At 67.1% G+C, this 21,391-nt stretch carries 26 protein-coding genes; 9 read left to right on the forward strand and 17 right to left on the reverse strand.

The genetic code is table 11. The annotated features are described in order from the left end of the window. Nucleotides 1-205: 205 nt before the first annotated feature. Nucleotides 206-1,390, forward strand: coding sequence for a MalY/PatB family protein (locus ACQKLX_RS27020; RefSeq protein ID WP_427364652.1), 1,185 nt, complete (start codon nt 206-208; stop codon nt 1,388-1,390). Nucleotides 1,391-1,402: 12 nt separating this feature from the next. On the opposite strand, the gene ACQKLX_RS27025 is transcribed toward ACQKLX_RS27020, so the two are convergent. The 3 genes from ACQKLX_RS27025 to ACQKLX_RS27035 form a co-directional block, all read right to left on the reverse strand. Continuing rightward, nucleotides 1,403-2,152, reverse strand: coding sequence for an SDR family oxidoreductase (locus ACQKLX_RS27025; protein ID WP_427364653.1), 750 nt, complete (start codon nt 2,150-2,152; stop codon nt 1,403-1,405). Between the two features lie 81 nt (nt 2,153-2,233). Beyond that, nucleotides 2,234-2,980 carry an anti-sigma factor gene (locus ACQKLX_RS27030; RefSeq protein ID WP_427364654.1) on the reverse strand — a complete coding sequence of 249 codons (747 nt, stop codon included), beginning with the start codon at nt 2,978-2,980 and terminating at the stop codon, nt 2,234-2,236. Next, nucleotides 2,977-3,528 carry a sigma-70 family RNA polymerase sigma factor gene (locus ACQKLX_RS27035; RefSeq protein ID WP_427364655.1) on the reverse strand — a complete coding sequence of 184 codons (552 nt, stop codon included), beginning with the start codon at nt 3,526-3,528 and terminating at the stop codon, nt 2,977-2,979. The genes ACQKLX_RS27030 and ACQKLX_RS27035 overlap by 4 nt, the downstream gene beginning before the upstream one ends. Before the next feature lie 213 nt (nt 3,529-3,741). On the opposite strand from ACQKLX_RS27035, the gene ACQKLX_RS27040 reads away from it, so the two are divergent. From ACQKLX_RS27040 to ACQKLX_RS27050, 3 genes are all read left to right on the forward strand, one after another. Continuing rightward, nucleotides 3,742-4,530, forward strand: a complete 789-nt coding sequence (locus ACQKLX_RS27040; RefSeq protein WP_427364656.1) for a DUF4394 domain-containing protein — start codon at nt 3,742-3,744, stop codon at nt 4,528-4,530. Nucleotides 4,531-4,679: 149 nt separating this feature from the next. Continuing rightward, complete coding sequence (locus tag ACQKLX_RS27045; RefSeq protein ID WP_427364657.1) at nt 4,680-6,128, forward strand: DUF1800 domain-containing protein; 1,449 nt, start codon at nt 4,680-4,682, stop codon at nt 6,126-6,128. Nucleotides 6,129-6,130: 2 nt separating this feature from the next. After that, complete coding sequence (locus ACQKLX_RS27050) at nt 6,131-7,375, forward strand: DUF1501 domain-containing protein (RefSeq protein ID WP_427364658.1); 1,245 nt, start codon at nt 6,131-6,133, stop codon at nt 7,373-7,375. Nucleotides 7,376-7,413: 38 nt separating this feature from the next. Here the strand turns inward: ACQKLX_RS27050 and leuD are convergent, their stop codons facing one another. From leuD to ACQKLX_RS27090, 8 genes are all read right to left on the reverse strand, one after another. After that, the gene (gene leuD / locus ACQKLX_RS27055) at nt 7,414-8,016 is read right to left on the reverse strand and encodes a 3-isopropylmalate dehydratase small subunit (protein WP_427364659.1); all 603 of its coding nucleotides are present in this window, start codon (nt 8,014-8,016) and stop codon (nt 7,414-7,416) included. Nucleotides 8,017-8,066: 50 nt separating this feature from the next. Continuing rightward, a complete protein-coding gene (locus tag ACQKLX_RS27060) occupies nt 8,067-8,699 on the reverse strand; it encodes a LysE family translocator (protein WP_427364660.1) in 633 nt (210 codons plus the stop codon). Nucleotides 8,700-8,704: 5 nt separating this feature from the next. Then, the gene (locus tag ACQKLX_RS27065; protein WP_427364661.1) at nt 8,705-9,163 is read right to left on the reverse strand and encodes a metallopeptidase family protein; all 459 of its coding nucleotides are present in this window, start codon (nt 9,161-9,163) and stop codon (nt 8,705-8,707) included. Continuing rightward, nucleotides 9,163-9,408: a hypothetical protein gene (locus tag ACQKLX_RS27070; protein WP_427364662.1), complete on the reverse strand. Its 246-nt coding sequence runs from the start codon at nt 9,406-9,408 to the stop codon at nt 9,163-9,165. Before ACQKLX_RS27070 ends, ACQKLX_RS27065 begins: the two co-directional genes overlap by 1 nt. Then, on the reverse strand, nt 9,405-9,668 hold the full coding sequence (locus ACQKLX_RS27075) for a DUF2442 domain-containing protein (protein ID WP_427364663.1): 264 nt from the start codon (nt 9,666-9,668) through the stop codon (nt 9,405-9,407). The genes ACQKLX_RS27070 and ACQKLX_RS27075 overlap by 4 nt, the downstream gene beginning before the upstream one ends. Further along, on the reverse strand, nt 9,643-9,885 hold the full coding sequence (locus ACQKLX_RS27080) for a DUF4160 domain-containing protein (RefSeq protein ID WP_427364664.1): 243 nt from the start codon (nt 9,883-9,885) through the stop codon (nt 9,643-9,645). The genes ACQKLX_RS27075 and ACQKLX_RS27080 overlap by 26 nt, the downstream gene beginning before the upstream one ends. Before the next feature lie 8 nt (nt 9,886-9,893). Continuing rightward, nucleotides 9,894-11,312: a 3-isopropylmalate dehydratase large subunit gene (gene leuC / locus ACQKLX_RS27085; RefSeq protein ID WP_427364665.1), complete on the reverse strand. Its 1,419-nt coding sequence runs from the start codon at nt 11,310-11,312 to the stop codon at nt 9,894-9,896. Nucleotides 11,313-11,405: 93 nt separating this feature from the next. Next, the gene (locus tag ACQKLX_RS27090) at nt 11,406-11,582 is read right to left on the reverse strand and encodes a hypothetical protein (RefSeq protein WP_427364666.1); all 177 of its coding nucleotides are present in this window, start codon (nt 11,580-11,582) and stop codon (nt 11,406-11,408) included. Between the two features lie 151 nt (nt 11,583-11,733). Between ACQKLX_RS27090 and ACQKLX_RS27095 the strand changes: the two genes are divergently transcribed. Then, nucleotides 11,734-12,132, forward strand: a complete 399-nt coding sequence (locus ACQKLX_RS27095) for a hypothetical protein (protein WP_427364667.1) — start codon at nt 11,734-11,736, stop codon at nt 12,130-12,132. Nucleotides 12,133-12,251: 119 nt separating this feature from the next. On the opposite strand, the gene kynA is transcribed toward ACQKLX_RS27095, so the two are convergent. Then, nucleotides 12,252-13,100, reverse strand: a complete 849-nt coding sequence (gene kynA / locus ACQKLX_RS27100; RefSeq protein ID WP_427364668.1) for a tryptophan 2,3-dioxygenase — start codon at nt 13,098-13,100, stop codon at nt 12,252-12,254. Between the two features lie 101 nt (nt 13,101-13,201). On the opposite strand from kynA, the gene ACQKLX_RS27105 reads away from it, so the two are divergent. Both ACQKLX_RS27105 and ACQKLX_RS27110 read left to right on the forward strand, forming a co-directional pair. Beyond that, on the forward strand, nt 13,202-14,413 hold the full coding sequence (locus ACQKLX_RS27105; RefSeq protein WP_427364669.1) for an aminotransferase class V-fold PLP-dependent enzyme: 1,212 nt from the start codon (nt 13,202-13,204) through the stop codon (nt 14,411-14,413). Nucleotides 14,414-14,472: 59 nt separating this feature from the next. After that, complete coding sequence (locus ACQKLX_RS27110) at nt 14,473-14,886, forward strand: hypothetical protein (RefSeq protein ID WP_427364670.1); 414 nt, start codon at nt 14,473-14,475, stop codon at nt 14,884-14,886. 16 nt (nt 14,887-14,902) lie between these two features. Here the strand turns inward: ACQKLX_RS27110 and ACQKLX_RS27115 are convergent, their stop codons facing one another. From ACQKLX_RS27115 to rplS, 4 genes are all read right to left on the reverse strand, one after another. Beyond that, nucleotides 14,903-15,943, reverse strand: a complete 1,041-nt coding sequence (locus ACQKLX_RS27115; RefSeq protein WP_427364671.1) for an HlyD family secretion protein — start codon at nt 15,941-15,943, stop codon at nt 14,903-14,905. Beyond that, on the reverse strand, nt 15,940-17,577 hold the full coding sequence (locus ACQKLX_RS27120) for an efflux MFS transporter permease (RefSeq protein ID WP_427364672.1): 1,638 nt from the start codon (nt 17,575-17,577) through the stop codon (nt 15,940-15,942). The genes ACQKLX_RS27115 and ACQKLX_RS27120 overlap by 4 nt, the downstream gene beginning before the upstream one ends. Then, complete coding sequence (locus ACQKLX_RS27125) at nt 17,574-18,023, reverse strand: MarR family winged helix-turn-helix transcriptional regulator (protein WP_427364673.1); 450 nt, start codon at nt 18,021-18,023, stop codon at nt 17,574-17,576. The genes ACQKLX_RS27120 and ACQKLX_RS27125 overlap by 4 nt, the downstream gene beginning before the upstream one ends. Before the next feature lie 187 nt (nt 18,024-18,210). Continuing rightward, complete coding sequence (rplS, locus tag ACQKLX_RS27130) at nt 18,211-18,594, reverse strand: 50S ribosomal protein L19 (protein ID WP_137884216.1); 384 nt, start codon at nt 18,592-18,594, stop codon at nt 18,211-18,213. 174 nt (nt 18,595-18,768) lie between these two features. Here rplS and ACQKLX_RS27135 point away from each other — a divergent pair, with 174 nt between their 5' ends. After that, nucleotides 18,769-19,512, forward strand: a complete 744-nt coding sequence (locus tag ACQKLX_RS27135; RefSeq protein WP_427364674.1) for a sulfite exporter TauE/SafE family protein — start codon at nt 18,769-18,771, stop codon at nt 19,510-19,512. Between the two features lie 169 nt (nt 19,513-19,681). Further along, on the forward strand, nt 19,682-20,470 hold the full coding sequence (locus ACQKLX_RS27140; protein ID WP_427364675.1) for an SDR family NAD(P)-dependent oxidoreductase: 789 nt from the start codon (nt 19,682-19,684) through the stop codon (nt 20,468-20,470). Here ACQKLX_RS27140 and ACQKLX_RS27145 read toward each other — a convergent pair. Continuing rightward, nucleotides 20,467-21,330 (reverse strand): NmrA family NAD(P)-binding protein, encoded by an 864-nt coding sequence (locus ACQKLX_RS27145; protein WP_427364676.1) that lies wholly within the window; start codon nt 21,328-21,330, stop codon nt 20,467-20,469. The two genes, ACQKLX_RS27140 and ACQKLX_RS27145, sit on opposite strands and share 4 nt — an antisense overlap. Between the last annotated feature and the right edge of the window lie 61 nt (nt 21,331-21,391).

Genomic DNA, 21,391 nt, shown 5'->3' on the forward strand with positions numbered 1-21,391 from the left:
ACCGCCAGAACGGCACGCCGACCGCGGCGGGAGACGACCAATGACCAGCGCCAACTCCGTCACCCTGCCGCTGTCAAACGGGCTCCGAGCCGCCCCAGCCAGACCGTCACGGTAGATTGGAATTGCGCGGAACGCTGCTGGCGGAGAAGAATTTTCTTGGTATGCGATGGTCTCGTGCTGGCCCGGCAATGCATCGGAAACCGAGATGATCGCAGCTTCGACCTTTGACTTGCACATCGACCGCCGCGGCAGCAACTGCGCCAAATGGGACAAGATGGAGGCCATCTACGGCGTGCCGGTCTCCGACGGCATCGCCATGTGGGTCGCCGATATGGACTTCCGCCCGCCGGCCTGCGTTCAGGCCGCGATCGAGGCGATGGCAGCCCATGGCGTCTACGGCTATTTCGGCGACGAGAAGACCAACAGCGACGCGATCCGCTGGTGGATGCAGGAGCGCCATGGCTGGACGGTCGAGCCGCAGGCGATCTTCACCACGCACGGGCTGGTGAATGGCACCGCGCTCTGCGTCGACGCCTATACCAGGCCGGGCGACGGCGTCGTGCTGATGACGCCGGTCTATCACGCCTTCGCCCGCGTCATTAAGGCGGCCGGCCGCGAGGTCGTCGAATGCCGGCTGGCGCAGCAGGATGGCCGCTACGTCCTCGACATCCCCGCCTGGGATGCGCAGATGACCGGCAAGGAGAAGGTGCTGATCCTGTGCTCGCCGCATAATCCGGGCGGGCGGGTCTGGAGCCGTGAAGAACTCAGGCAGATTGCCGATTTCTGCGTCCGCCACGACCTGGTCCTGGTCTCGGACGAGATCCACCACGACCTCGTCATGCCCGGCCACAAGCACATCGTCATGCCGCTGGCTGCGCCGGAGATCATCGATCGCCTGGTGATGATGACGGCGACGACCAAGACCTTCAACATCGCCGGCGCCCATGTCGGCAACGTCATCATTCCCGACGAGAAGCTGCGCGCGCCGTTCCGTGCCCGGATGAATGCGCTCGGCATCTCCCCGAACTCCTTCGGCATGGAGATGTCGACCGCCGCCTACAGCAAGGAGGGCGCGGCCTGGGTCGATGCGCTCACCGCCTATCTCGACGGCAATCGCCGGGTCTTCGACGCGGCCATCAATACCATCCCCGGCCTGCGTTCGATGCCGCTGGAGGCGACCTACCTCGCCTGGGTTGATTTCTCAGGCACCGGCATGGAGCCGAAGGACTTCATCGCCCGCGTCGAGAAGCAGGCGAAGATCGCGGTGAACCACGGCGTCAGCTTCGGCGCCGGCGGCGACAGCTTCCTGCGCTTCAACCTGGCGACCCAGCGTTCCGTCGTGGTCGAGGCGGCCGAGCGCCTGAAGCAGGCCTTCGCCGACCTTCAGTGAAGGCTGGGACCTTCAGAAATGCGCGAGATAGCCGCCGTCGACCGGTAGCGTCACGCCGGTGACGTAAGCCGCTTCCGGCGAGCACAGGAAAGCGACGGCGCCGACCAACTCGTTGGGAACGCCCCAGCGCCCGATCGAGGTTCGCTGCGCCAGCATGCCGGCGATGCCGGGGTCGGCGACGAGGCCGGCATTGGCTTCGGTGGCGAAGAAGCCAGGCGCAACGGCGTTGACCGTAATGCCGCGCGGGCCGAGCTCGGCCGCAAGCGCGCGGGTGAGCGCCTCAAGCCCGCCCTTGGTCGCGATGTAGCCGGGGTCGCCGGCGCGCGCGATCGAACCGGCGATCGAGGTGATGTTGACGATGCGCCCGCCATCCGGGATGTGCCGGGCGAGCCGCCGCACCAGGTCGAAGGGCGCGACGAGATTGACCTCCAGCAGCGCGCGGAAGGCGGCACGGTCGAGCGCGTCGAGCGGCCGACGGTCGCGCAGGCCGGCATTGTTGACGAGGATGTCGATGCGGGGATGACGGGCGACCAGCGCATCGAGCGCCTGCGCGGTCGCATCCTCGTCGGTGAGGTCGGCGGCGAAGGTCGAGACCGCGAGGCCTTCCGCCGCCAGCTCGGCCGCGGCGCTGTCCAGCACGGCCTGGCTGCGACCATGGATCACCACATGCGCGCCGCGTGCGGCGAGCCCCTTGGCGATCGCGAGGCCGAGGCCCTTGGCCGCGCCAGTGACCAGAGCCGTTCGTCCGTTCAGATCAGTCATCGGCTCTCGTCGTCAGCCATGTAGGGGACGCCGAGTTTGTCACTCGGCGATGCCCTATCGCGTCAGCACCGGCCGGGTCCATCACAGCCGCTGCGAGGTCGTGCCCTTGGCGATGATCGGGCCGGTCGGGCGCCCGGTCGGCGAGCCCGATGCCGGCTCCAAGGTGATCTCGAAAAGCTGGCCGTTGCCGAGCGGCAGATTGTCGAGCCGCAGGGGCGTCGAGCGCGCGCGATCGATCAGGCCGACCGAGCGCGGGCCGACGGCGCGGTCCCACAAGGTCCAGATCTCCAGCGCCTTGCCGGCCGGCACGTCGATGCTCTGCAGGGGCAGCATCTCGACGCGGCCATCGGCGAAGGTGTTGACGACGGCGGCAGCGGCATTGCCCTCGGTCAAAAGCACCGCGACCATCAATGGCTGGCGCTTGGCGCGATCGAGCGCGCCGAAAAGCCCGGCCGCCAGCAATATGGTCGCCAGCGCGCCGGCGAAGGCCGCTCCGCGCCAGACGAACAGGCTGTTCCACCACTCGGCGACGCGGCTGGAGCCGGCCATTGCCTGGCGGGCTGTCGCCGCCGAGGCTGCCGGCTGGATCAGGCCGGCTAGTCCGGTCTCGATCCGGGGCCAGAGATCGGCGGGGGGCGTGATCGGGGCGGCCGTGGCGTCGAGCGCAGCGAAATGGCGGCGCCAGCGTTCGACCGCCGCCGCGAAGGCACTGTCCTGCTCGAGATGCTGCTCGGCGGCCTCGCGTTCCCGGCCTTCGAGCAGGCCGAGGACATATTCGCCCGCGAGTGCGACCGCTTCAGGCGAGGCTGAATCTGCGGAGGGGCTCATCCGAGGCACTCCTTCAGCGAGAGCAGGGAACGCCGGATCCAGGACTTCACCGTGCCGAGCGGCAGCTTGAGCCGGCTGGCGATCTCGCCGTGAGTGAGGCCTTGGACGAAGGCTAGCAGCACGAGGCTGCGCCGCTGCGGCGACAGCATCTCCAGGCAGGCGCGCAGCGCGCTGGCGTCGGACAGTTTCGCCATCACCGTTTCCGGATCGTCCTCCTCGCTCGCCGTTTCCTCGGCGATCGGCGTGTCGCTGGTTTCGGTGCGTTTCTCGTCGCGCAGGATCGAGAGCGAACGGTTGCGCAGGATCGCGTAGATCCAGGTCAGGCCGGCACCGCGCTCGGGATCGAAGCGGCCGGCATGCCTGAAGATCAGCACGAATGCGTCCTGCACCGCTTCCTCCGCCAGGGCCCGGCGCTTCAGCAGACGTTGCGCCACACCGAGCATACGCGGCGACTCGGCCTCGTAGATGCGCCGGAGTGCAGTTTTATCGCCGGCGGCGCAGGCGAGCAGTGCGGTCTCGATCTCGCCGTGCGCTACGGGCTGCTTCACGTCGCTCGCCATCCATCTCCCCGGTCTCCGGCCGCTTTCGCGGACCAAGCGGCCCATTGTTACGCGATGCCGGCAACCTTGGATGCAGGGTGCGGCTTTTATTTTTTCATCCGCATCCGCCCCGGAGGCTTGCCGCTATCCGCCATGGGTGCCGCACCGCAGGAGGCGTCGGCCAGCCCCTTTGAGATCGCGACACGAACCGGAGGACATCACATGACCAAGGCTCGCAACCTGCTTCTCGCTTCCACCGTTCTCGGCGCGGCCCTTGCCGCCAGCGCTGCCCAGGCGGGCACGCTCGCCGTGCTGACAGGCGACGACACGCTGACCATGGTCGATACCGCGACCCAGAAGGCCGGCAAGTCGATGAAGGTCAGCGGCATCAACGGCAAGATCGCCGGCATCGACGTTCGCCCGGCCGACGGCATGCTCTATGCGCTCGCTACCGACGGCACGATCTACACGGTCGACAAGGCCGGCAAGGCGACGATGAAGTCGAAGATGGACACGGTGCTCTCCGCCAGCACGATGGCGACGGTTGACTTCAACCCGGCAGCCGACCGTCTGCGCGTCATCGGCGCCGATGGCACCAATCTTCGCGTCAATGTCGAGGACGGCAAGACCACGGTCGACGGCAAGCTGAAATTCGCCGAGAGCGACATGCACAAGGGCGAGACGCCGATGGTCGTCGCCGGCGCCTACAGCAATTCGGTCAAGGGCACCAAGGAAACGGCGCTCTACGACATCGACGGCAAGATCGGCGGCTTGCTGAAGCAGGCGCCGCCGAATGACGGCGTGCTCGGCGCAATCGGCAAGCTCGGCATCGCCCCGAAGGCGATCGCCTTCGACATCGAGACGGCCGCCGATGGCAGCAACACCGGCTGGCTCGTCGCCGATGGCGGCCTCTACAAGGTCGATCTTGCGTCGGGCAAGGCCACGATGGTCGGTAAGATCGGCGGGCTCGCCGCGCTGGTGCGTGATGTCGCGGCGCTGCCGGCGATGTGATCCGAACGCTGCTTTCGACCGGCGGGAGGCCGTCGCTCCAAACGGGGCGGCGGCCTTTCTCATCCGGGAAGCAGCTGAGGCGGTGGCCGGGCTTTCGCCATAGTTGCAGTGGAGCCTGCAATCGGCGACGCAGATTGCAGAGGCGAGTCATGGCGGATCGCTCCGAGCCAGGTCGGAAGGCACTGACGCTGCAGCGCTTCGGCCTCGGCCTGAAGCAGGGGCAGGGCGGAATGCTGAGCGATGTCCGCGAGCGCCTGCTGGCGGAGATTCGTAGCGACGGTGCTGCCCAGCCGCGCGTCAGCTTCTCCGGCGCGGCGCCGATCGGCCGGGCGCTCTATGCTTTCGAGGATGAGGAGCGCGCCGCGCGTGAATCCCGCCGCATCGCCGGCCAGCAAGGCGCGGGGCAGGGCGTGCAGGTTGCCGCTGCGCCGCCCGCTCCGGGACAGCCGCAAGGCCAGATGCCGCGGCCGGCCCAGCCGGAACCGCCCTTTCCGGCGAAGGTCTATCGTGAGGAAGCGGTTGCCCGCGTCCAGGGCGCGCTCGATGCCGAGACCGGCTTCGCCGAGCGGCTGGTGCAGTTCTGGTCGAACCATTTCTGCGTCTCGGTGGCCAAGGGCAATTTCGTCCGCGCCATGGCCGGCGCCTTCGAGCGAGAGGCGATCAGGCCCAACATCTTCGGCCGCTTCGAGGATCTGCTGATCGCGGTGGAGAGCCATCCGGCCATGCTCAACTTCCTCGACAACCAGCTCTCGATCGGCCCGGATTCGCGCGCCGGCAAGCGCCGCGGCCGTGGCCTCAACGAGAACCTCGCTCGCGAGATCATGGAGCTGCACACGCTCGGCGTCTCCGGTGGCTATACACAAGGCGACGTCACCTCGCTGGCGCGGATCATCACCGGCTGGACCATCGTCGGGCGCGATGCTCGTCTCGGCTTCCCCGGCTCCTTCGCCTTCAATCCCGGCCTGCACGATCCCGGCGGCCAGAAGCTGCTCGGCAAGGTCTACCGGCAGGAGGGCAAGGAGAAGGGCATGGCGGCGCTCGCCGACCTTGCCCGCCATCCGAGCACGGCCAATTTCATCGCCCGCAAGCTCGCCCGCCATTTCGTCGCCGATGATCCGCCGCAGGCGCTGGTCGCCGAGCTCGCCCGCGTCTTTCTTGAGACCGGCGGCGATCTCGCTGCGCTGTCGCGGGCTTTGGTGACCTCGGAACTCGCCGTGGCTGCGCCTGCGGCCAAGCTGCGCACGCCGCAGGAGTTCCTGGTCGCCTCGTTCCGAGCGCTCGGCCGCAAGCCGGATTTCGGCCAGATCGCCGGCCCGCTCGGTGCGATGGGCCAGCCGCTCTGGCAGCCCTCCGGGCCGGACGGCTATCCCGATACGAACGCAGCCTGGGCGACGCCGGAGGGAATCAAGACCCGGATCGACGTCGCCGCCCAGCTCGGCCGGCAGGCGGCCGGCTCGTTCGCCGATCCACGTGCGCTGGTCGAGGAGTTGCTCGGCCCGCTCGCTTCGCCGCAGACCCGGCAGGCGGTGGCGCGAGCCGAGAGCAAGCCGCAGGCGCTTGCGCTGCTGCTGATGTCGCCCGAATTCCAGCGGAGGTGAGCATGGCCGCCGACGATGATGATTGCGAACGGATGACGCCTTCGCGCCGGGCCGTGCTCGGGGCGGCCAGCGCGCTCTTCGCCTGGTCCTATATGCCGAAATTCGCCCATGCGGCGGCCGGCGCGCGCGATTCCCGCTTCCTGCTGGTCGTGCTGCGCGGCGCGCTCGACGGGCTCTCCGCCGTGCCGCCGCTCGGCGATCCCGGCTACGCCGATCTGCGCGAGGGCATCGCGCTGGCGAAGGACGGGCCGGAGGCGGCGCTGCCGCTCGACGGCTTCTTCTACCTGCATCCGGCGATGCCGAACCTGGCGCGGCTCTATGCCGGCGGGCAGGCGGCGATCGTCCATGCCAGCGCCACCGGTTATCGCGAGCGCTCGCATTTCGACGGGCAGGATGTGTTGGAGAGTGGGCAGGGCGGTCCCGGCAAGACCGAGAGCGGCTGGCTCAACCGGCTGATCGCCAGCCTGCCGGCGGGCGAGGCGGTGTCGCGCCATGGCGCGCTCGGCGTTGGCGTGGTGCCGCCTCTGGTGGTACGGGGTGAGGCGCCGGTCCTCGGCTGGGCGCCGCCGCGCATGGCACGGGCCGGCGCGGATCTGGTCCAGCGCCTCGGTGATCTCTATGGCGAGCGTGATCCCGCTTTGGCGCTGGTGCTGAAGCGAGCGATCGAGACCGAACTGATCGCGTCGAAACAGGGCGCCGAGCAGCCACGCGGCGGCGGTGGGCCCGACAGCGTTGAGGGCATGAAGCGCATCGCCGAGGGGGCTGCGCGATTGGTCGGCGCCGAGGACGGCCCGCGCATCGCGGCACTGGCGTTCGAGGGCTGGGACACGCATGCGAACGAGGGCGGCGCCAAGGGGCGCCTTGCTAATCTGCTCGGCGGGCTCGACGGTGCACTCGCAACCTTCGAGAGTGGGCTGAAGCCCGTCTGGAAGGACACGGTGGTGATGGTCGTCACCGAGTTTGGTCGCACCGCCCGCGTCAACGGCACGGTCGGCACCGATCATGGCACCGGCACGGTCGCCTTCCTCGTTGGCGGCGCGGTCAAGGGCAGGCGGATGATCGCCGACTGGCCGGGATTGAAGCCCGAGCAATTGCACGAGCAGCGTGACCTCAGACCGACCACCGACATCCGCGCGGTTGCGAAGGGCGTTGTTGCCGACCTCTTCGGGCTCTCGGGGCCTGTGCTGGCCGAGAAGGTGTTCCCCGGCACCGGCGGATTGGCGCCGATGCAGGGGTTGGTGGTTTAGCCACCTTCTCCCCCCCAAGGGGAGAAGGAAGAGCAGGCTCAAGCCCAGGCGCGGCCCTTCAGCTTCTCCTCGAAGGCGTCGATCTTGGTCGATTTCTCCATGGTGAGGCCGATGTCGTCGAGGCCGTTGAGCAGGCAGTGCTTGCGGAACGGGTCGATCTCGAAGCGGAGCTCGCCGCCGTCCGGGCCCTTGATCGTCTGGTTGACGAGATCGACGGTCAGCGTCGCGTTCGAGCCGCGATCGGCGTCGTCGAACAGCTTCTCCAGGTCTTCCTGGCTGACCACGATCGGCAGGATGCCGTTCTTGAAGCAGTTGTTGTAGAAGATGTCGGCGAAGCTGGTGGAGATCACGCAGCGGATGCCGAAATCGAGCAGGGCCCAGGGCGCGTGCTCGCGCGACGAGCCGCAGCCGAAATTGTCGCCGGCGACCAGGATCTCCGACTTGCGATAGGCCGGCTGGTTGAGGACGAAGTCCGGGTTCTCCGAGCCATCCTCCTTGTAGCGCATCTCCGAGAACAGCGCGGTGCCGAGGCCGGTGCGCTTGATCGTCTTCAGATACTGCTTGGGGATGATCATGTCGGTGTCGACATTGATCACCTTCAGCGGGGCGGGGGTCGAGGTCAGGGTGGTGAAGGGCTGCATGGCGGATACTCCGGCGGTCTTGTCTGATGAGGTTGGGGCGAGGCGGCGCGCTAAAGCTGTGCCGTCAGGAGCTTGAAGCTGGCGAAGGTGAAGAAGGCGGCGAGGCAGGCTTCGGCGCGGCGGCGGATCCTGCGATAGCCCGCCACCATCGCGGCGGTCGAGAACAGGTAGGCATAGGTCTGGTTGATCGCGAGCGAGATCGTCAGGCAGCCGAGGATGATGGCATAGAGCACTACCGTCGGCGTCTCTGGCCTGAGGCCGAGCGCGATGATCGCCGTCCAGCTCAGTATCGCCTTCGGGTTGGTGAGGTGCATCAGGTAGCCGCGCAGATAGAGGCGGCGGCCCGAGCCGCTGGCTTTCGGCGGCGGCATCTCCGCCTGCATGGCCGAGCGCGCCGAGCGCCAGGCCAGGAACAGGAGATAGAGCCCGCCGACGATCTTGATCGCGTAGAGCGCGCCGGGATGGGCGACGATCAGCGCGGTGACGCCGATCGCGGCGAGGATGCCCCAGGTCAGCGATCCCGTGGTGACGCCGAGCGCCAGCGTCATCCCGGCCTTGCGGCCATGCTCCATCGAGGTCGCCATCACCTGGAGATTGCTCGGGCCGGGGCTGGCGACGGCGATGAAGAAGGCCGAGAAGACCAGAGCCAGGTCCGGCAGGTGGCGGATCAGATCATCGAGCATCGTCTTTATCCCGCCGCCTTCTCGATCGCGTCCATGTCATCATCGTCGAAGCCGAAATGGTGGCCGATCTCGTGGACGAGCACATGGGTGACGATGGCGCCGAGCGTCTCGTCGTGCTCGGCCCAGTAGTCGAGGATCGGCCGGCGATAGAGATGGATGGTGTTGGGCATCTGTCCGGTCTGCGGGGCATAGCCTTGCTGCGGCAGGCCGACCCCTGAGAACAGGCCGAGCAGGTCGAACGGGCTCTCGGCCTCGAGCTCCTTCAGCACGTCGTCCTCGGGGAACTCGGTGACGTTGATGACGAGATCGGCGCAGAGCTTGCGGAAATCCTCTGGCAGGCGGTCATAGGCCGCCTGCGCCAGGATCTCGAACTCGGCGCCCGAGGGCGCCCGCACGCCATCCCAGTCAAGACCCTGCGAGGCCTCGCCCGAAGCGGCTGACTTGATCGAGGGAACGGAGCCCATCACCAGATCTTCAGTTGATGCCCGAGCCACCAGGACAGGCCGATGAAGGCGATCAGCGAGAGGCCGCGACCGATCCTGCGGCCCCAGAGCTCGATTTGATCGCCTTCCGGCGCGTCCTTGCCGGAGAAGTGGTCGGCCGCACGGCCCATCGAGGAACCGAGGTAGCTCTCGGAATCGCGCTTGACGCGATCGAGTGCTTCCTTGGCCTCGTCGGCGCGGGCGGCTTCGCGGGGATCGGCAGTCATTTGACCACGCCAGGAGCTGCACGACCGGCGAGCATTCCCTCCAGCGAGAGGTCTTCATCGACGTCCGGCCAGTGGACTCCGATGCCGGGTCCCAACAGTTCCCAGTTTCCCCGCTGCGCAGGCGTGGCGCCGAGCAGACGCGGATACCAGAACAACGGTGTCCCCAGCGATCGGCCATCGCTGAGGTCGACGAACAGCATCGTCTCGTCGCAGCGGACGTTGCGGATCAGGACCCTATCGGTAGCCTTGGCAGTGCTCATTCCAACGCTCCTGCAATTCGTGCCGATGTGCCCGAACGATCGCCAATATGCGCGCCAACTCCTTGGCGGAAAAGCCGCCGGTGTCGGCGAAGCTGAGATCGTGCAGCCAAATCTTGGCAACGAGCCGGTCGCGCTGAACGTGCATATGCGCCGGCTCGGTGCAGTCCGCGCTGAAGAAAAGGAAACGATAGGGTCCTTCTCTCAGCGCGGTCGGCACGATCTGTTTCAGCCCAGCGTGCGCACGTCGACAAAGCGGCCGGTCAGGGCCGCCGCCGCCGCCATCGCCGGCGAGACGAGGTGGGTGCGGCCGCGATAGCCCTGGCGGCCCTCGAAATTGCGGTTCGAGGTCGAAGCGGCGCGCTGGCCCGGCTTGAGCTGGTCGGGGTTCATGCCGAGGCACATCGAGCAGCCCGGCTCGCGCCATTCGAAGCCGGCGGCGATGAAGATCTTGTCGAGCCCCTCGGCCTCGGCCTGCTGCTTCACCAGGCCCGAGCCCGGCACGATCATGCCGTAGTCCAGGCTCTCATGGATCTTCTTGCCCTCGACGATCTTGGCGACGGTGCGCAGATCCTCGATGCGGCCATTGGTGCAGGAGCCGATCCAGATCACGTCGAGCGGGATCTCGGTCATCTTGGTGCCGGCGGTCAGGCCCATGTACTCGAGCGCCCGCTTCTTCGAGGCGCGCTTGACCTCGTCCTCGATCTGCTCGGGATCGGGCACGGCGCCGGTGACCGAGATCACGTCCTCGGGGCTGGTGCCCCAGGAGACGATCGGCGGCAGGTTGGCGGCGTCGAGCTTGACGATGCGGTCGAAATGCGCGCCCTCGTCGCTGCGCAGCGTCTCCCAATAGCGCACGGCCTCGTCCCAGGCCGCACCTTGAGGCGCCTTCGGCCGGCCCTTGAGATAGGCATAGGCCTTCTCGTCCGGCGCGACCATGCCGGCGCGGGCGCCGCCCTCGATCGACATGTTGCAGACGGTCATGCGGCCTTCCATGGTGAGGCCGCGGATCGCCTCGCCGGCATATTCGATCACCGAGCCGGTGCCGCCGGCGGTGCCGATCTCGCCGATGATGGCCAGCGTGATGTCCTTGGCGCCGACGCCCGGAGCGGGCTTGCCGTCGACCTGGACCAGCATGTTCTTGGCCTTCTTCTGGATCAGCGTCTGGGTGGCGAGCACATGCTCGACCTCCGAGGTGCCGATGCCGTGGGCCAGCGCGCCGAAGGCGCCATGGGTCGAGGTGTGGCTGTCGCCGCAGACGATGGTGGTGCCCGGCAAAGTGAAGCCCTGCTCGGGGCCGACGATGTGGACGATGCCCTGGCGGATATCGAGTTCGTTGAAGTACTCGACGCCGAAATCCCTGGCGTTCTGGGCGAGTGCCTCGACCTGGATCCGGCTTTCCTCTTCCTGGATGCCCTTGGAGCGGTCGGTGGTCTGGATGTTGTGGTCGACCACGGCCAGCGTCTTGTGCGGCGCATGAACCTTGCGGCCGGTCATGCGCAGCCCCTCGAAGGCCTGCGGGCTGGTGACCTCGTGCACGAGGTGGCGGTCGATATAGAGCAGGCAGGTGCCGTCGTCCTGGCGGTCGACGACGTGGTCCTCGAAGATCTTGTCGTAGAGGGTGGTGGGGGCCTTGGTCGCAGTCATGGCTTCATCGCCTTCGGTATGGAAATCAGGTAGCGGCCCGCTTTGGGGCCAGCACGCATCGCAAAAAGCCTGTCGCCGGCCGGACGGCCGGTCTCAGGCGCAGGTAAGGCCAGCTGCGAGCGAGGCCGTAAAGCGGCCGAAGAAGCGCCAGGGCAGGCGGGCATGGTCATGCAGCGCGGCGAAGCCCTGGGTGGTCGGAAAACGGCGCAGGTTCAGCGTGCGGCGCATCACGCGCCGGACTTCGCCCCTGTTCTGCCGCTTCACCGTCATGGCTCGCTTCTACCAGTTCCAAACTGCACGGGCAACGCACTGAGGCTGTCGCAGCGGCAGGCGCGTAGCGCGTTCCGTGCAGGGCTGATATCTAGCGGCTCCCGCCGCGCCGCGAAAGGGTGGCTGCGCCGGCAAACGGATTGGTGATGCGATGGCGCGCTTCTTCCCCTTCATGCTGCTGGCGGTCATCGCTTATGGCGTCACTGTCGCGGCGTTGGGCATCCCGCTCTCGCGCGAGATTCTCAATATCGGCCTGCCGTCGGGCACGGCCTTCGTGCTGACGGTCAGCGAGCTCCTGCTCGCGATCTCGACCATCGTTCTGTTCTTCGAGATCATGAATGCGACCAGCGCCAAGTCGAGCTCGATCCTGAACCATGGCCTGTCCATGGTGGTGTTTATCGCCTGCGGGCTGATCTTCCTGTTCGTGCCCGGCTTCGGCACCGGCACCTTCGTGATCATCACGCTGATGGCGCTGGTCGACGTGATCGCCGGCTATTCGATCAGCATCCTGACGGCACGGCGGGATATGACCTTCGGGAACAACGAGTAACGCTTCCCGTCATGGTCGGGCTTGTCCCGGCCATCCACATCTTCCTTCAGCGAATGCGGTGTTCAAGACGTGAATGCTCGCCACAAGGGCGAGCATGACGTAGCAAGTGCGCCTTCGTCCTAAAGCTCACTCCGCAGCTGCCACAGCTCCGGGAAGAACGAGCGCTCCAGTGCCGTCTTCAGGAACTTGACCCCGCTGGAGCCGCCGGTGCCTTGCTTGAAACCGATGATGCGTTCGACCGTCTTCATGTGGCGGAAGCGCCATTGCTGGAACTGGTCCTCGACATCGACCAGCTCCTCGGCGAGCTCGTAGAGATCGAAATAGCGGTGCGTATCGCGGTAGATCGAGAGCCACGCCGCCTTCACCGCCTCGTTCGCCACGTGCGGCTGGCTCCAGTCACGTTCCACGCACTCTGCCGGGACCGGTAGGCCGCGCCGGGCCAAGAGCCGCAGCGCCTCGTCATAGAGGCTCGGCGCGTTCAGCAATTCCTGCAGATGGGCGTGATGTTCGGGGTGATGCTTGTGCATCGCCGCCATGCGCGGATCCTTGGCGCCGAGGCGGAATTCAAGCGCGCGATACTGGTAGGACTGGAAGCCCGAGGACTGGCCGAGCGCATCGCGGAAGGCGAGGTAGTCGGCCGGGGTCATGGTCGAAAGCACATCCCAGGCGCTGATCAATTGCGCCTGGATGCGCGAGACCCGCGCCAGCGATTTGAAGGCCGGCTGCAATTCGTCGGTCTTGATCGCGGCGATGGCGCCGTCGAGCTCATGCGCGGCGAGCTTCAGCCAGAGCTCCTGCACCTGGTGGATGGTGATGAACAGCAATTCGTCGGGCGCGTCGCTCAACGGCTTCTGCGCCGCCAGCAGGAGGTCGAGGCCGAGATAGGAGCCGTAATCCATCCGCTCCTTGAAATCGGTCTGCATGCCCGGCTCGATCCGGCTCTGGTGATCGCCCGTCCCGCTGGTCATGATGCTGCCCTCGCTTCGCCTCGCGCCTTGACTGAGGGGAGGCGCAAGATATTTTAAGTTTAAAGTATTTTACCCGTTCGGCAAGGTGGCGGAGCCTGATGATGGACCAGACGACCAATGCTCCCGCGCCGCTCGGCCGCCCGCCCTTCGACCTTGCCGCCGAGTTCTCCAGCTTCCGCCAGAACTGGCCTGAAAAGCTGCATTTCGCCGCCCACAGCCATCATTTCTGGCCCGATGCCACCCGCGAGGCGCATTTGCGCGCCTGGGACGATGCCGCCCGGCTCGTCGACGGCAAATGGCAGGAGGTGCTCGGCCCGGTCTGGCTGAAGGTCGCTGAGGGCGTGGCCAAGCACCTGAACCTGCCGGGGATCGACGGGCTCGTCCCGGCCAACAACACCCATGAATTCGTCAACCGGCTGCTCTCCTGCCTGCCGCGCGAGCGCAAGCCGCGCGTCCTGACTAGCGATGCCGAGTTCCATTCCTTCCGGCGCCAGATCGAGCGGCTCGCCGAGGACGGGCTGATCGAGCTCACCGTGGTGCCAGCCGAGCCCCTCGCTGGCCTGACCGAGCGGCTGGTCGCGGCGGCACAGCAGGGCTCCGGCCCCGACATGGTCTTCGTCAGCCAGGTCCATTTCAACTCGGGCTATGCGCTGACCGGCCTTGAGGTGCTGGTCGATGGCGTCAGCGCGCCCGGCCGGCTCGTCGTGATCGACGGCTATCACGGCTTCCTGGCCCGCCCGACCGATCTCTCGGGGATCGCCGACAAGGCCTTCTACATCGCCGGCGGCTACAAATACGCGATGTCGGGTGAGGGCGCCTGCTTCATGCATTGCCCGCCCGGCTTCGCCATGCGACCGCGCGACACGGGCTGGTATGCCTCCTTCGGCGCGCTTGCCGGGCCGCAGGGGGGGATAGGCTATGCCGAGAACGGCTGGCGCTTCATGGGCGCGACCTTCGACCCGTCCGGCCTCTATCGCATGGGCGCGATGTTCGACTGGCTGGAGGCCAAGGGGATCGACGTTCCTGCCATTCATGCCCACGCCCATGCCCTGCAGGCGATCTTTGCCGAGGGATTGGCGCAGCGGCCCTGCGGCGTGCTCGCTCTCGAAAACCTGGTCGTGCCGCTGAGCGAGCCGGCGCGCGGCAATTTCCTCACCTTCCGCCATGCCGACGCGGCGCTCTGGCATGAGAAGCTGAAGCAGGCCGGCATCACCGTCGACCTGCGTGGCGACCGCCTGCGCGTCGGCTTCGGGCTCTATCAGACGGAAGCCGATGTGAAGCTGCTGCTGGAGCGGTTGCTGACGTTGCGGTAGGCTCTGCTCGCGATCGGCTTGCACCCCGCGCCGATCGATCAAGCGGACGGAGCTGACGCATGAAGACGCTGCCGGGCCTTGTGATCGCTGCCGCTCTCGCTTCTCTCGCTCCCGCCTTCGCCCAGGCGCCGCGGAAAGCCATTGCCTCTCCGGCGGTACAGAAGGAATTCGATGGTTTCATCGGAAAGTTCCGGGCAGCGCTGACGGCCAACGATGCGATGGCCGTCGCGGCCATGACGCGCTTGCCCTATATGGCCGACGCCTCCATCAGCAACGCAGCGCAGTTCCGCGCCAAGGCCTGGCCGCAGGATTTCACCGCGAAGAACCGTACCTGCCTCCAGCGCACCAAGCCGGTCTACGACCGCGACGGCGCCGGGAACGAGGTCTACGCCATCGCCTGCGGCGGCAGCATCTTCACCTTCACGAAGACGGCGAGCGGGTTCCAGCTCACTGACGTCGATATCGCCGATTGATCAGGTCATGCGCGCGTCAGCGCTGCGCCGTATCGACGCTGACCACCACCGACATGCCGGGCGAGAGCCGTTCGGCGAGTTCCTGACCGGGATCGATCATGATGCGGACCGGCACGCGCTGGGCGATCTTGACGAAATTGCCGGTGGCGTTCTCCGGCCGGATCACGCTGAACTCGGAGCCGGCCGCCGGTGAGAAACGCTCGATCTTGCCGGTCAATCTGGCATGGCGCAGCGCATCGACCGTGAAGGAGACCTTCTGGCCGAGGCGCATGCCGGGCAGCTGCGTCTCCTTGAAATTGGCGATGACCCAGACCTGGCTCGGCACCAGCGCCATCAATTGCGTGCCGGCCGAGACATATTGGCCGAGCCGGGCAGAAACCTCGCCGAGGCGCCCGTCCTGCGGCGCGGTGATGCGGGTGTTCTGCAAGTCGATCTCGGCGAGATGGACCGCCGCCTCGGCGCCCTGCACCGCAGCTTCGAGCGAAGCCTTGTTGACGATTGCGCTCTGTACGTCCTGCCGGGAGACATCGACGGCCGCATGGCTCGCCGTCAGGGCGGCCTTCGCCTGGTCGAGCGCCTGCAGGCTCTGGTCGGCATTGGTCTGGTTGACGACGCCGCGCTCGCGCAGCGGCTCGATTCGGCCCCAATTGGCTTCCGCCGTGCGCAGGGCAGCCTCGGCGCTGGCGACATTGGCTTCGCTGGCGCGCAGGCGCGCCTCGGCGGCGTGACGGGCCTGTTCGGAATTGGCGAGCGCGGCGCGCTGGGCGGCGAGGCTGGCGCGGGCCTGATCGAGCCGCTGCTGGAAGATGCGCTCGTCGATGCGAACGAGGAGTTGGCCCTGCTTCACCGTGGCGAAATCCTGAACGGCCACCTCGGCGATATAGCCGGCGAGCTGCGGCGCGATCACCGTGACCTGGCCGCGGACATATGCGTTCTCGGTGGTCTCGATCGCGCTGGCGAAGGGTGGCAGCCGCCATGCGTAGAGGATGACGGCGAGCCCGGTGAGGCCGACGGCGAGCGCGATATAGGTCGAGATGGAGCGGAAGATGCGGGTCATGGCCGGGGCGAGGGTTCAGGCGTGGTGGTCGGAGCGGTGAAGCGCTCCCGCAGATGCAGGATGGCGAGATGGGCGAGGAGCCCGGTGAGCGCGCTGCCGGCGATTAGGGCGATCAGCAGGAAGGCGTCGTTATAGGCGAGTACGGTCGCTTCCCGGATCGCCTGCTGGGCGAGCAGGGTGACGCCCTCGGCTCGCGTTAGCCCGGCGTCGGTCAGCATATGGCCATAGGTACCGGCAAGCTCCTGGATGCGCTGGGCGACCATTGGGTCGGCCAGCGAGAAATGCTCGGCGAGCTGGCTGTAATGGAAGCTGGTCCTGAGCGTGATGAAGCTGCCGAACAGGGCCGAGCCGAGCAGGCCGCCAATGCTCTGGGTGAACAGGAAGATCACGAAGAAGCTGAGGATGTAGACCGGCCCGCGCGCAAGCGCCGGGGCGAGGCCCTGTCCCATGGCAGCGGGCAGGAAGAGGGCGGAGCCATAGGCCACCAGCGCCTGGCTGAGGTGGATGTCGTCCGGGCGGGTCAGGTTGGTGGCGCTGCTGTCCAGCAACGCACCGGTCATGATGCAGATCAGCGCGGCCGCGTAGAAGGCGTTCTCCCGCCCGGGCCGCAACAGCGCCGCGCAGGTGAAGCCGCCGGCCAGGATCGCCGCCAGGATCACGCCGTAGAGCGGCAGGGTCTGCTCGTTCTGGAAGCCGAGTGCCTGGAAGAAATTGGAGGCGCCGACCGTCTGCTCCGCCAGCACGATCCGGAAGAGCAGCAGCACGGTGGCGTAATGCAGCGTCGCCGGGCTCGTCAGCCAGCGTATGTCGATGAGCGGGCTTTGCCGGTGCAGTTCGATGATCGCTGCCAGCGTCAGACAGAGCATCGCGCCGGCGAGGAGCCAGCCGAGCCAGGGCGCCTCCAGCCACCAGTAGATCCGCCCGAGCGAGAGCGCGACGGCGATGGCGCCGAAGCCGAGCGCGATCAGGAGATAGCTCACCCCATCCAGCGGGCCGATCACCTTGACCCGCGGCGGCGGCGTCAGCGGCAGGGCGTAGACCAGCCCGAAGGCGAGCAGCGCCAGCCCCATCTCGAACAGGGTGAGGCCGTGGAAGCCGCCGATCTCGAGCAGGCTCGGCGACAGCAGTCGCGTGATCGGAATGCCGAGCGTGGTGTTGGTCAATGCGAGGGAGAGGCCGACCGTCAGCTTCTGGCGCGGCTGCAGCGGCTCGATCATGTAGAGAAAGGCGAGCGAGGACAGCGGCGCGGCCGCGATCCCGCTCATGAAGCGCACGACCACAGCCGATTGCAGGTCGTGCACGAAGAAGTTCAGCAAAGCGGCGATGACGAAGCCGGCGATGCTGATCTCGGCGAAGTTGCGCAGCCCGTATTGCATCCTGATCTTGATCAGGGCGATCGAGAGCGAGACGTTCGGCGCCAAATAGGCAGCGATCAACCAGTTGGTCTCGGCGACGGTGGCGCCGAGATCGCCCTGGATCTGGTAGACATTGGTGGTGACGAGATTGGCGCCGACCTGCTGCGTCATCGCCAGCATGGTCGAGGCCAGCATGTAGCCGAGCGCACGCGCCCGGCTCATGCTCGTCGCGGCGGGAGGCGGCGGCGCGGCCTGCGGAGCGGGGGAGGGCGCGTTCATCCGGCCGCCCCGCGATTGGCGGCGATGTTCCGCGACATCCGCGAGAGCACGCGCAGGGCGATCTCCAGCTCCTCCCGGTCGACCCCGTCGAGCACATCGGCGCGCAATTCGGTCAGGAAGGCAAGAATGTCTTCGGCCTGGGCGCGTGCTGCCGGCGTCAGGAACACGTGCCGGGCCCGTCGGTCGCCTTCGACGGCGCGGCGTTCGATCATGCCGGTGCGTTCGAGCCCGTCGAGCAGGCGCACCAATGTCGGCTGTTCGATGTCGAGCAGCCCGGCGAGGTCAGACTGGATCGGCCCATCGGCCTTGGCGAGCTGCATCAAAAGGCGGGCTCGCGAGAGCGTCAGCCCCATGTCCCGGGCGCGCTCGTCGACCAGTGCCCTGAGCTTGCGGTTGGCCGACGCCAGCTCGGCAGTGAAGGCGGCTTGAAGCTCCGGAGAGTCCATAGCGTTCACATGAATAGCTTGCTAATGATGTGCTTACATATCAATGTGAATGACGCATCGCAATCGCCGTTTTCTGGATCGGATATGCGCTATGGGAATGCCGCGCTTTGCGCCTGGGCGGGCATAGGCAACAAAAAACGCGGCCCGAAGGCCGCGTTCCCGAAATTCCGAAGCGGGTAAAGGAGGCTCACTTGCCGTCCTTGCCGCCCTTGGCCTCGACGCGCTCGGCGATGCGGGCCGACTTGCCGCGGCGATCGCGCAGGTAATACAGCTTGGCGCGGCGAACCTTGCCCTTGCGGACGACCTTGATCGAGTCGAGGTTCGGCGAATACAGCGGGAAGACGCGCTCGACGCCCTCGCCATAGGAAATCTTGCGGACGGTGAAGCTCTCGTTGAGGCCGCCGCCATTGCGGGCGATCACGACGCCTTCATAGGCCTGGACGCGGCTGCGCTCGCCTTCCTTGACCTTGACGTTGACCTGCACGGTGTCGCCGGGCTGGAAGTGCGGAATCTCCTTGCTCGCGGCGAGCTTGGCGATCTGCTCCTGGTCGAGCTGCTCGATGATGTTCATGGTCTTCTCCATGGCCGTGTTCGCGCGGGTAGCGCGGGCTTTCGGCTCGCTGTTTTCAGTTGAGGGCGTGGCCATACAGCAGGGCGGCGGGTTTGTCGAGACGCCGCAGCGACTGGTCCGAGCCCGTGTCCGATCATCTTGCACAATTTCGCCGGCAAGGCGACGAGATGCGACATGCTGGCCGAGATTCTGTCCTATGCGTCGCTGTTCACCCTGCTCGTCGGGCTGATCGCCGGCACTGTCGGCGGCGTGGTCGGGACAGGCTCCTCGATCATGCTGCTGCCGGTGCTGGTTTGGTCCTTCGGGCCGAAGCAAGCGGTGCCGATCATGGCGGTGGCCGCGGTGATGGCGAATCTGGCGCGGCTCGCGGCCTGGTGGCGCGAGGTCGACTGGCGCGCCTTCCTCGCCTATGCGCTGCCCGGCATCCCGGCGGCGATGCTCGGCGCGCGCACGCTGCTGCAATTGCCGGCTGCGGCGATCGATATCGGCCTCGGCCTGTTCTTTCTGCTGATGATCCCCGGGCGGCGCTGGCTCGCGGTGCGCCAGATCAGGCTCGGCCTCTGGCAGCTCGCTGTGGCCGGGGCGGCGATCGGCTTCCTGACCGGCCTCGTGCTCTCGACCGGGCCGCTCAGCGTTCCCGCCTTCGCCGCCTATGGCCTGAGCAAGGGTGCACTGCTCTCGACAGAGGCCGCGACCTCGCTGTTCATCTACCTGACCAAGGTCGGGACCTTCCGCAGCTTCGGCGCGATGCCGCTGGCGATCTTCGCCAAGGGCTTCATCGTCGGCTCCTCGCTGATGCTCGGGGCCTTCGTCGGCAAGGCGCTGGTGCGGCGCATGGATGAACGCACCTTCCAGATCCTGCTCGACGGGATGCTGCTGCTCTCCGGTCTGTTCCTGCTGCTGGCCGCATTTCGTTAGATCATCGCGCATCCAAACGGATGCGGTCACGATGATCTATCATAGTGTCATCGCATGGGATTCTTCCGAAAAGTGGATTCCACTTTTCGGTCCGATGCTATAGGCGCGCTTCCGGCCGGCGGCGTCGGGCTGTATGCAAGCGACAGTCCCAAGATTGCGGAGCAGCATCATGTCCGAGAGTTCGATCAAGACCGCCCTCGTCACCGGGGCCGCGCGCGGGATCGGGCTCGCGACCGCCAAGCGTTTCCTCGCCGACAACTGGCGCGTCGCCTTGCTCGACATCGATGAGCCGGAACTGGCCAGGGCGATGGCCGACCTCGACGCGCCAACGGCGACGATGTCGATCGGCTGCGACGTCGCAGCGCCCGAACAGGTCGGGGAGGCGGTTGATGCAGTGGTCGAGCGCTTCGGCCGGCTCGACGCGCTCGTCAACAATGCCGGAACCGCCGTGTTCAAGCCGCTGCTCGAAACTAGCTATGCCGAATGGCAGCGCGTCCTCGCCGTCAATCTCGACGGCCCGTTCCTGACGACCCAGGCGGCCGCGCTGGTGATGGCCGATAATGGCGGCGGGGCCATCGTCAACATCACCTCGATCTCAGGCCTGCGCGCCTCGACGCTGCGTGTCGCCTACGGCACCAGCAAGGCGGCGCTCGCCCATCTCACCAAGCAGCAGGCGGCCGAGCTCGCGGGGCTCGGCATCCGCGTCAACGCCGTCGCGCCCGGCCCGGTCGAGACCGCGATGGCCAAGGCCGTGCACTCGCCCGAGATCCGCGCCGACTATCACGATGCCATCCCGCTCGCCCGCTATGGCGCGGAAGAGGAGCTGGCCGAGGCGATCTTCTTCCTGTGTAGCGACAAGGCGAGCTACATTACCGGCCAGGTCCTCGCCGTCGATGGCGGCTTCGACGCGGTCGGCATCGGCCTGCCGACGCTGCGCGGGCAGCGCCGCAACCGCTAGCCCAACAGCCCCGCCAGCGCCTCCTTTAGCGTGACGCTGCCGCGGCGCGTCTCGCCGACGTCCTCGAAGGCGGCGCGGCCGGCGTTCATCGCATCGTAGAGCCCGGCCAATTCGCGCGCATGGCTCGCGCTCAAGCCCGCAGCGACGAGGCCAGGCTCCCATTCCTCACGCGGCGTCGGCACCGCCATGACCGGCTTACCGAGCAGCTCAGCCAGCGCCAGCGCCGCATCCTCCGGCGAATACTCCGCTGGCCCCTTCAGGTTGACGATGCGTTCGCCGGCATGCGGGCGGGCAAGCTCTGCAGCCGCCTGCCGGCCGACATCGATCGCGGAGACGGTTTCGCCGGCGGCGTCGAGTGGCTGGCGCATGCTCGGCAGGATGCCGTGCTCGGCGGCGACGGCGAGGACGCTACCCCAGTTCTCCATGAATTCGGTGGCACGGATGAAGGTCAGCGAGGGCGCGGAGCCGCGTAGCACCTGCTCGAAATCGTACAGGGCGCGCACGATGCCGGTGCCTTCCGTGCGGTGGGCGCCGCTCGACGACAGCACCACCACATGCGGCACGCCGGCACGCCGGATCGCTTCGGCGATCGTCGCTCCGTTCTTCGCCGCAGCGGCGAAGACGTCCTCCGCGGCGTGCGGGACCGGGTTCAGGACGTAGACCGCATCAGTGCCGGCGAAGGCGGCCGTCAGCGCTTCGACATCGTCGAGGTCGGCCTTTGCCAGAACTGCGCCCTTCTCGGCCAGCGCCGCCACACGGCTCGGCTCCCGCACGATCGCCCTGACCGCATGGTCGGCTGCGAGCGCAGCTGCCAAAGCCGCGCCGCCCGTCTGTCCCGTCGCTCCCATGATCGCAAACATCTCGGTCCTCCATCGGTTGCTGCGATGGAGATAACAGGGCAGTATCAGAAGGATAAGTACG

The sequence above is a fragment of the Allobosea sp. NPDC003192 genome (genome assembly GCF_050275675.1).
GTDB lineage: Bacteria > Pseudomonadota > Alphaproteobacteria > Rhizobiales > Beijerinckiaceae > Allobosea.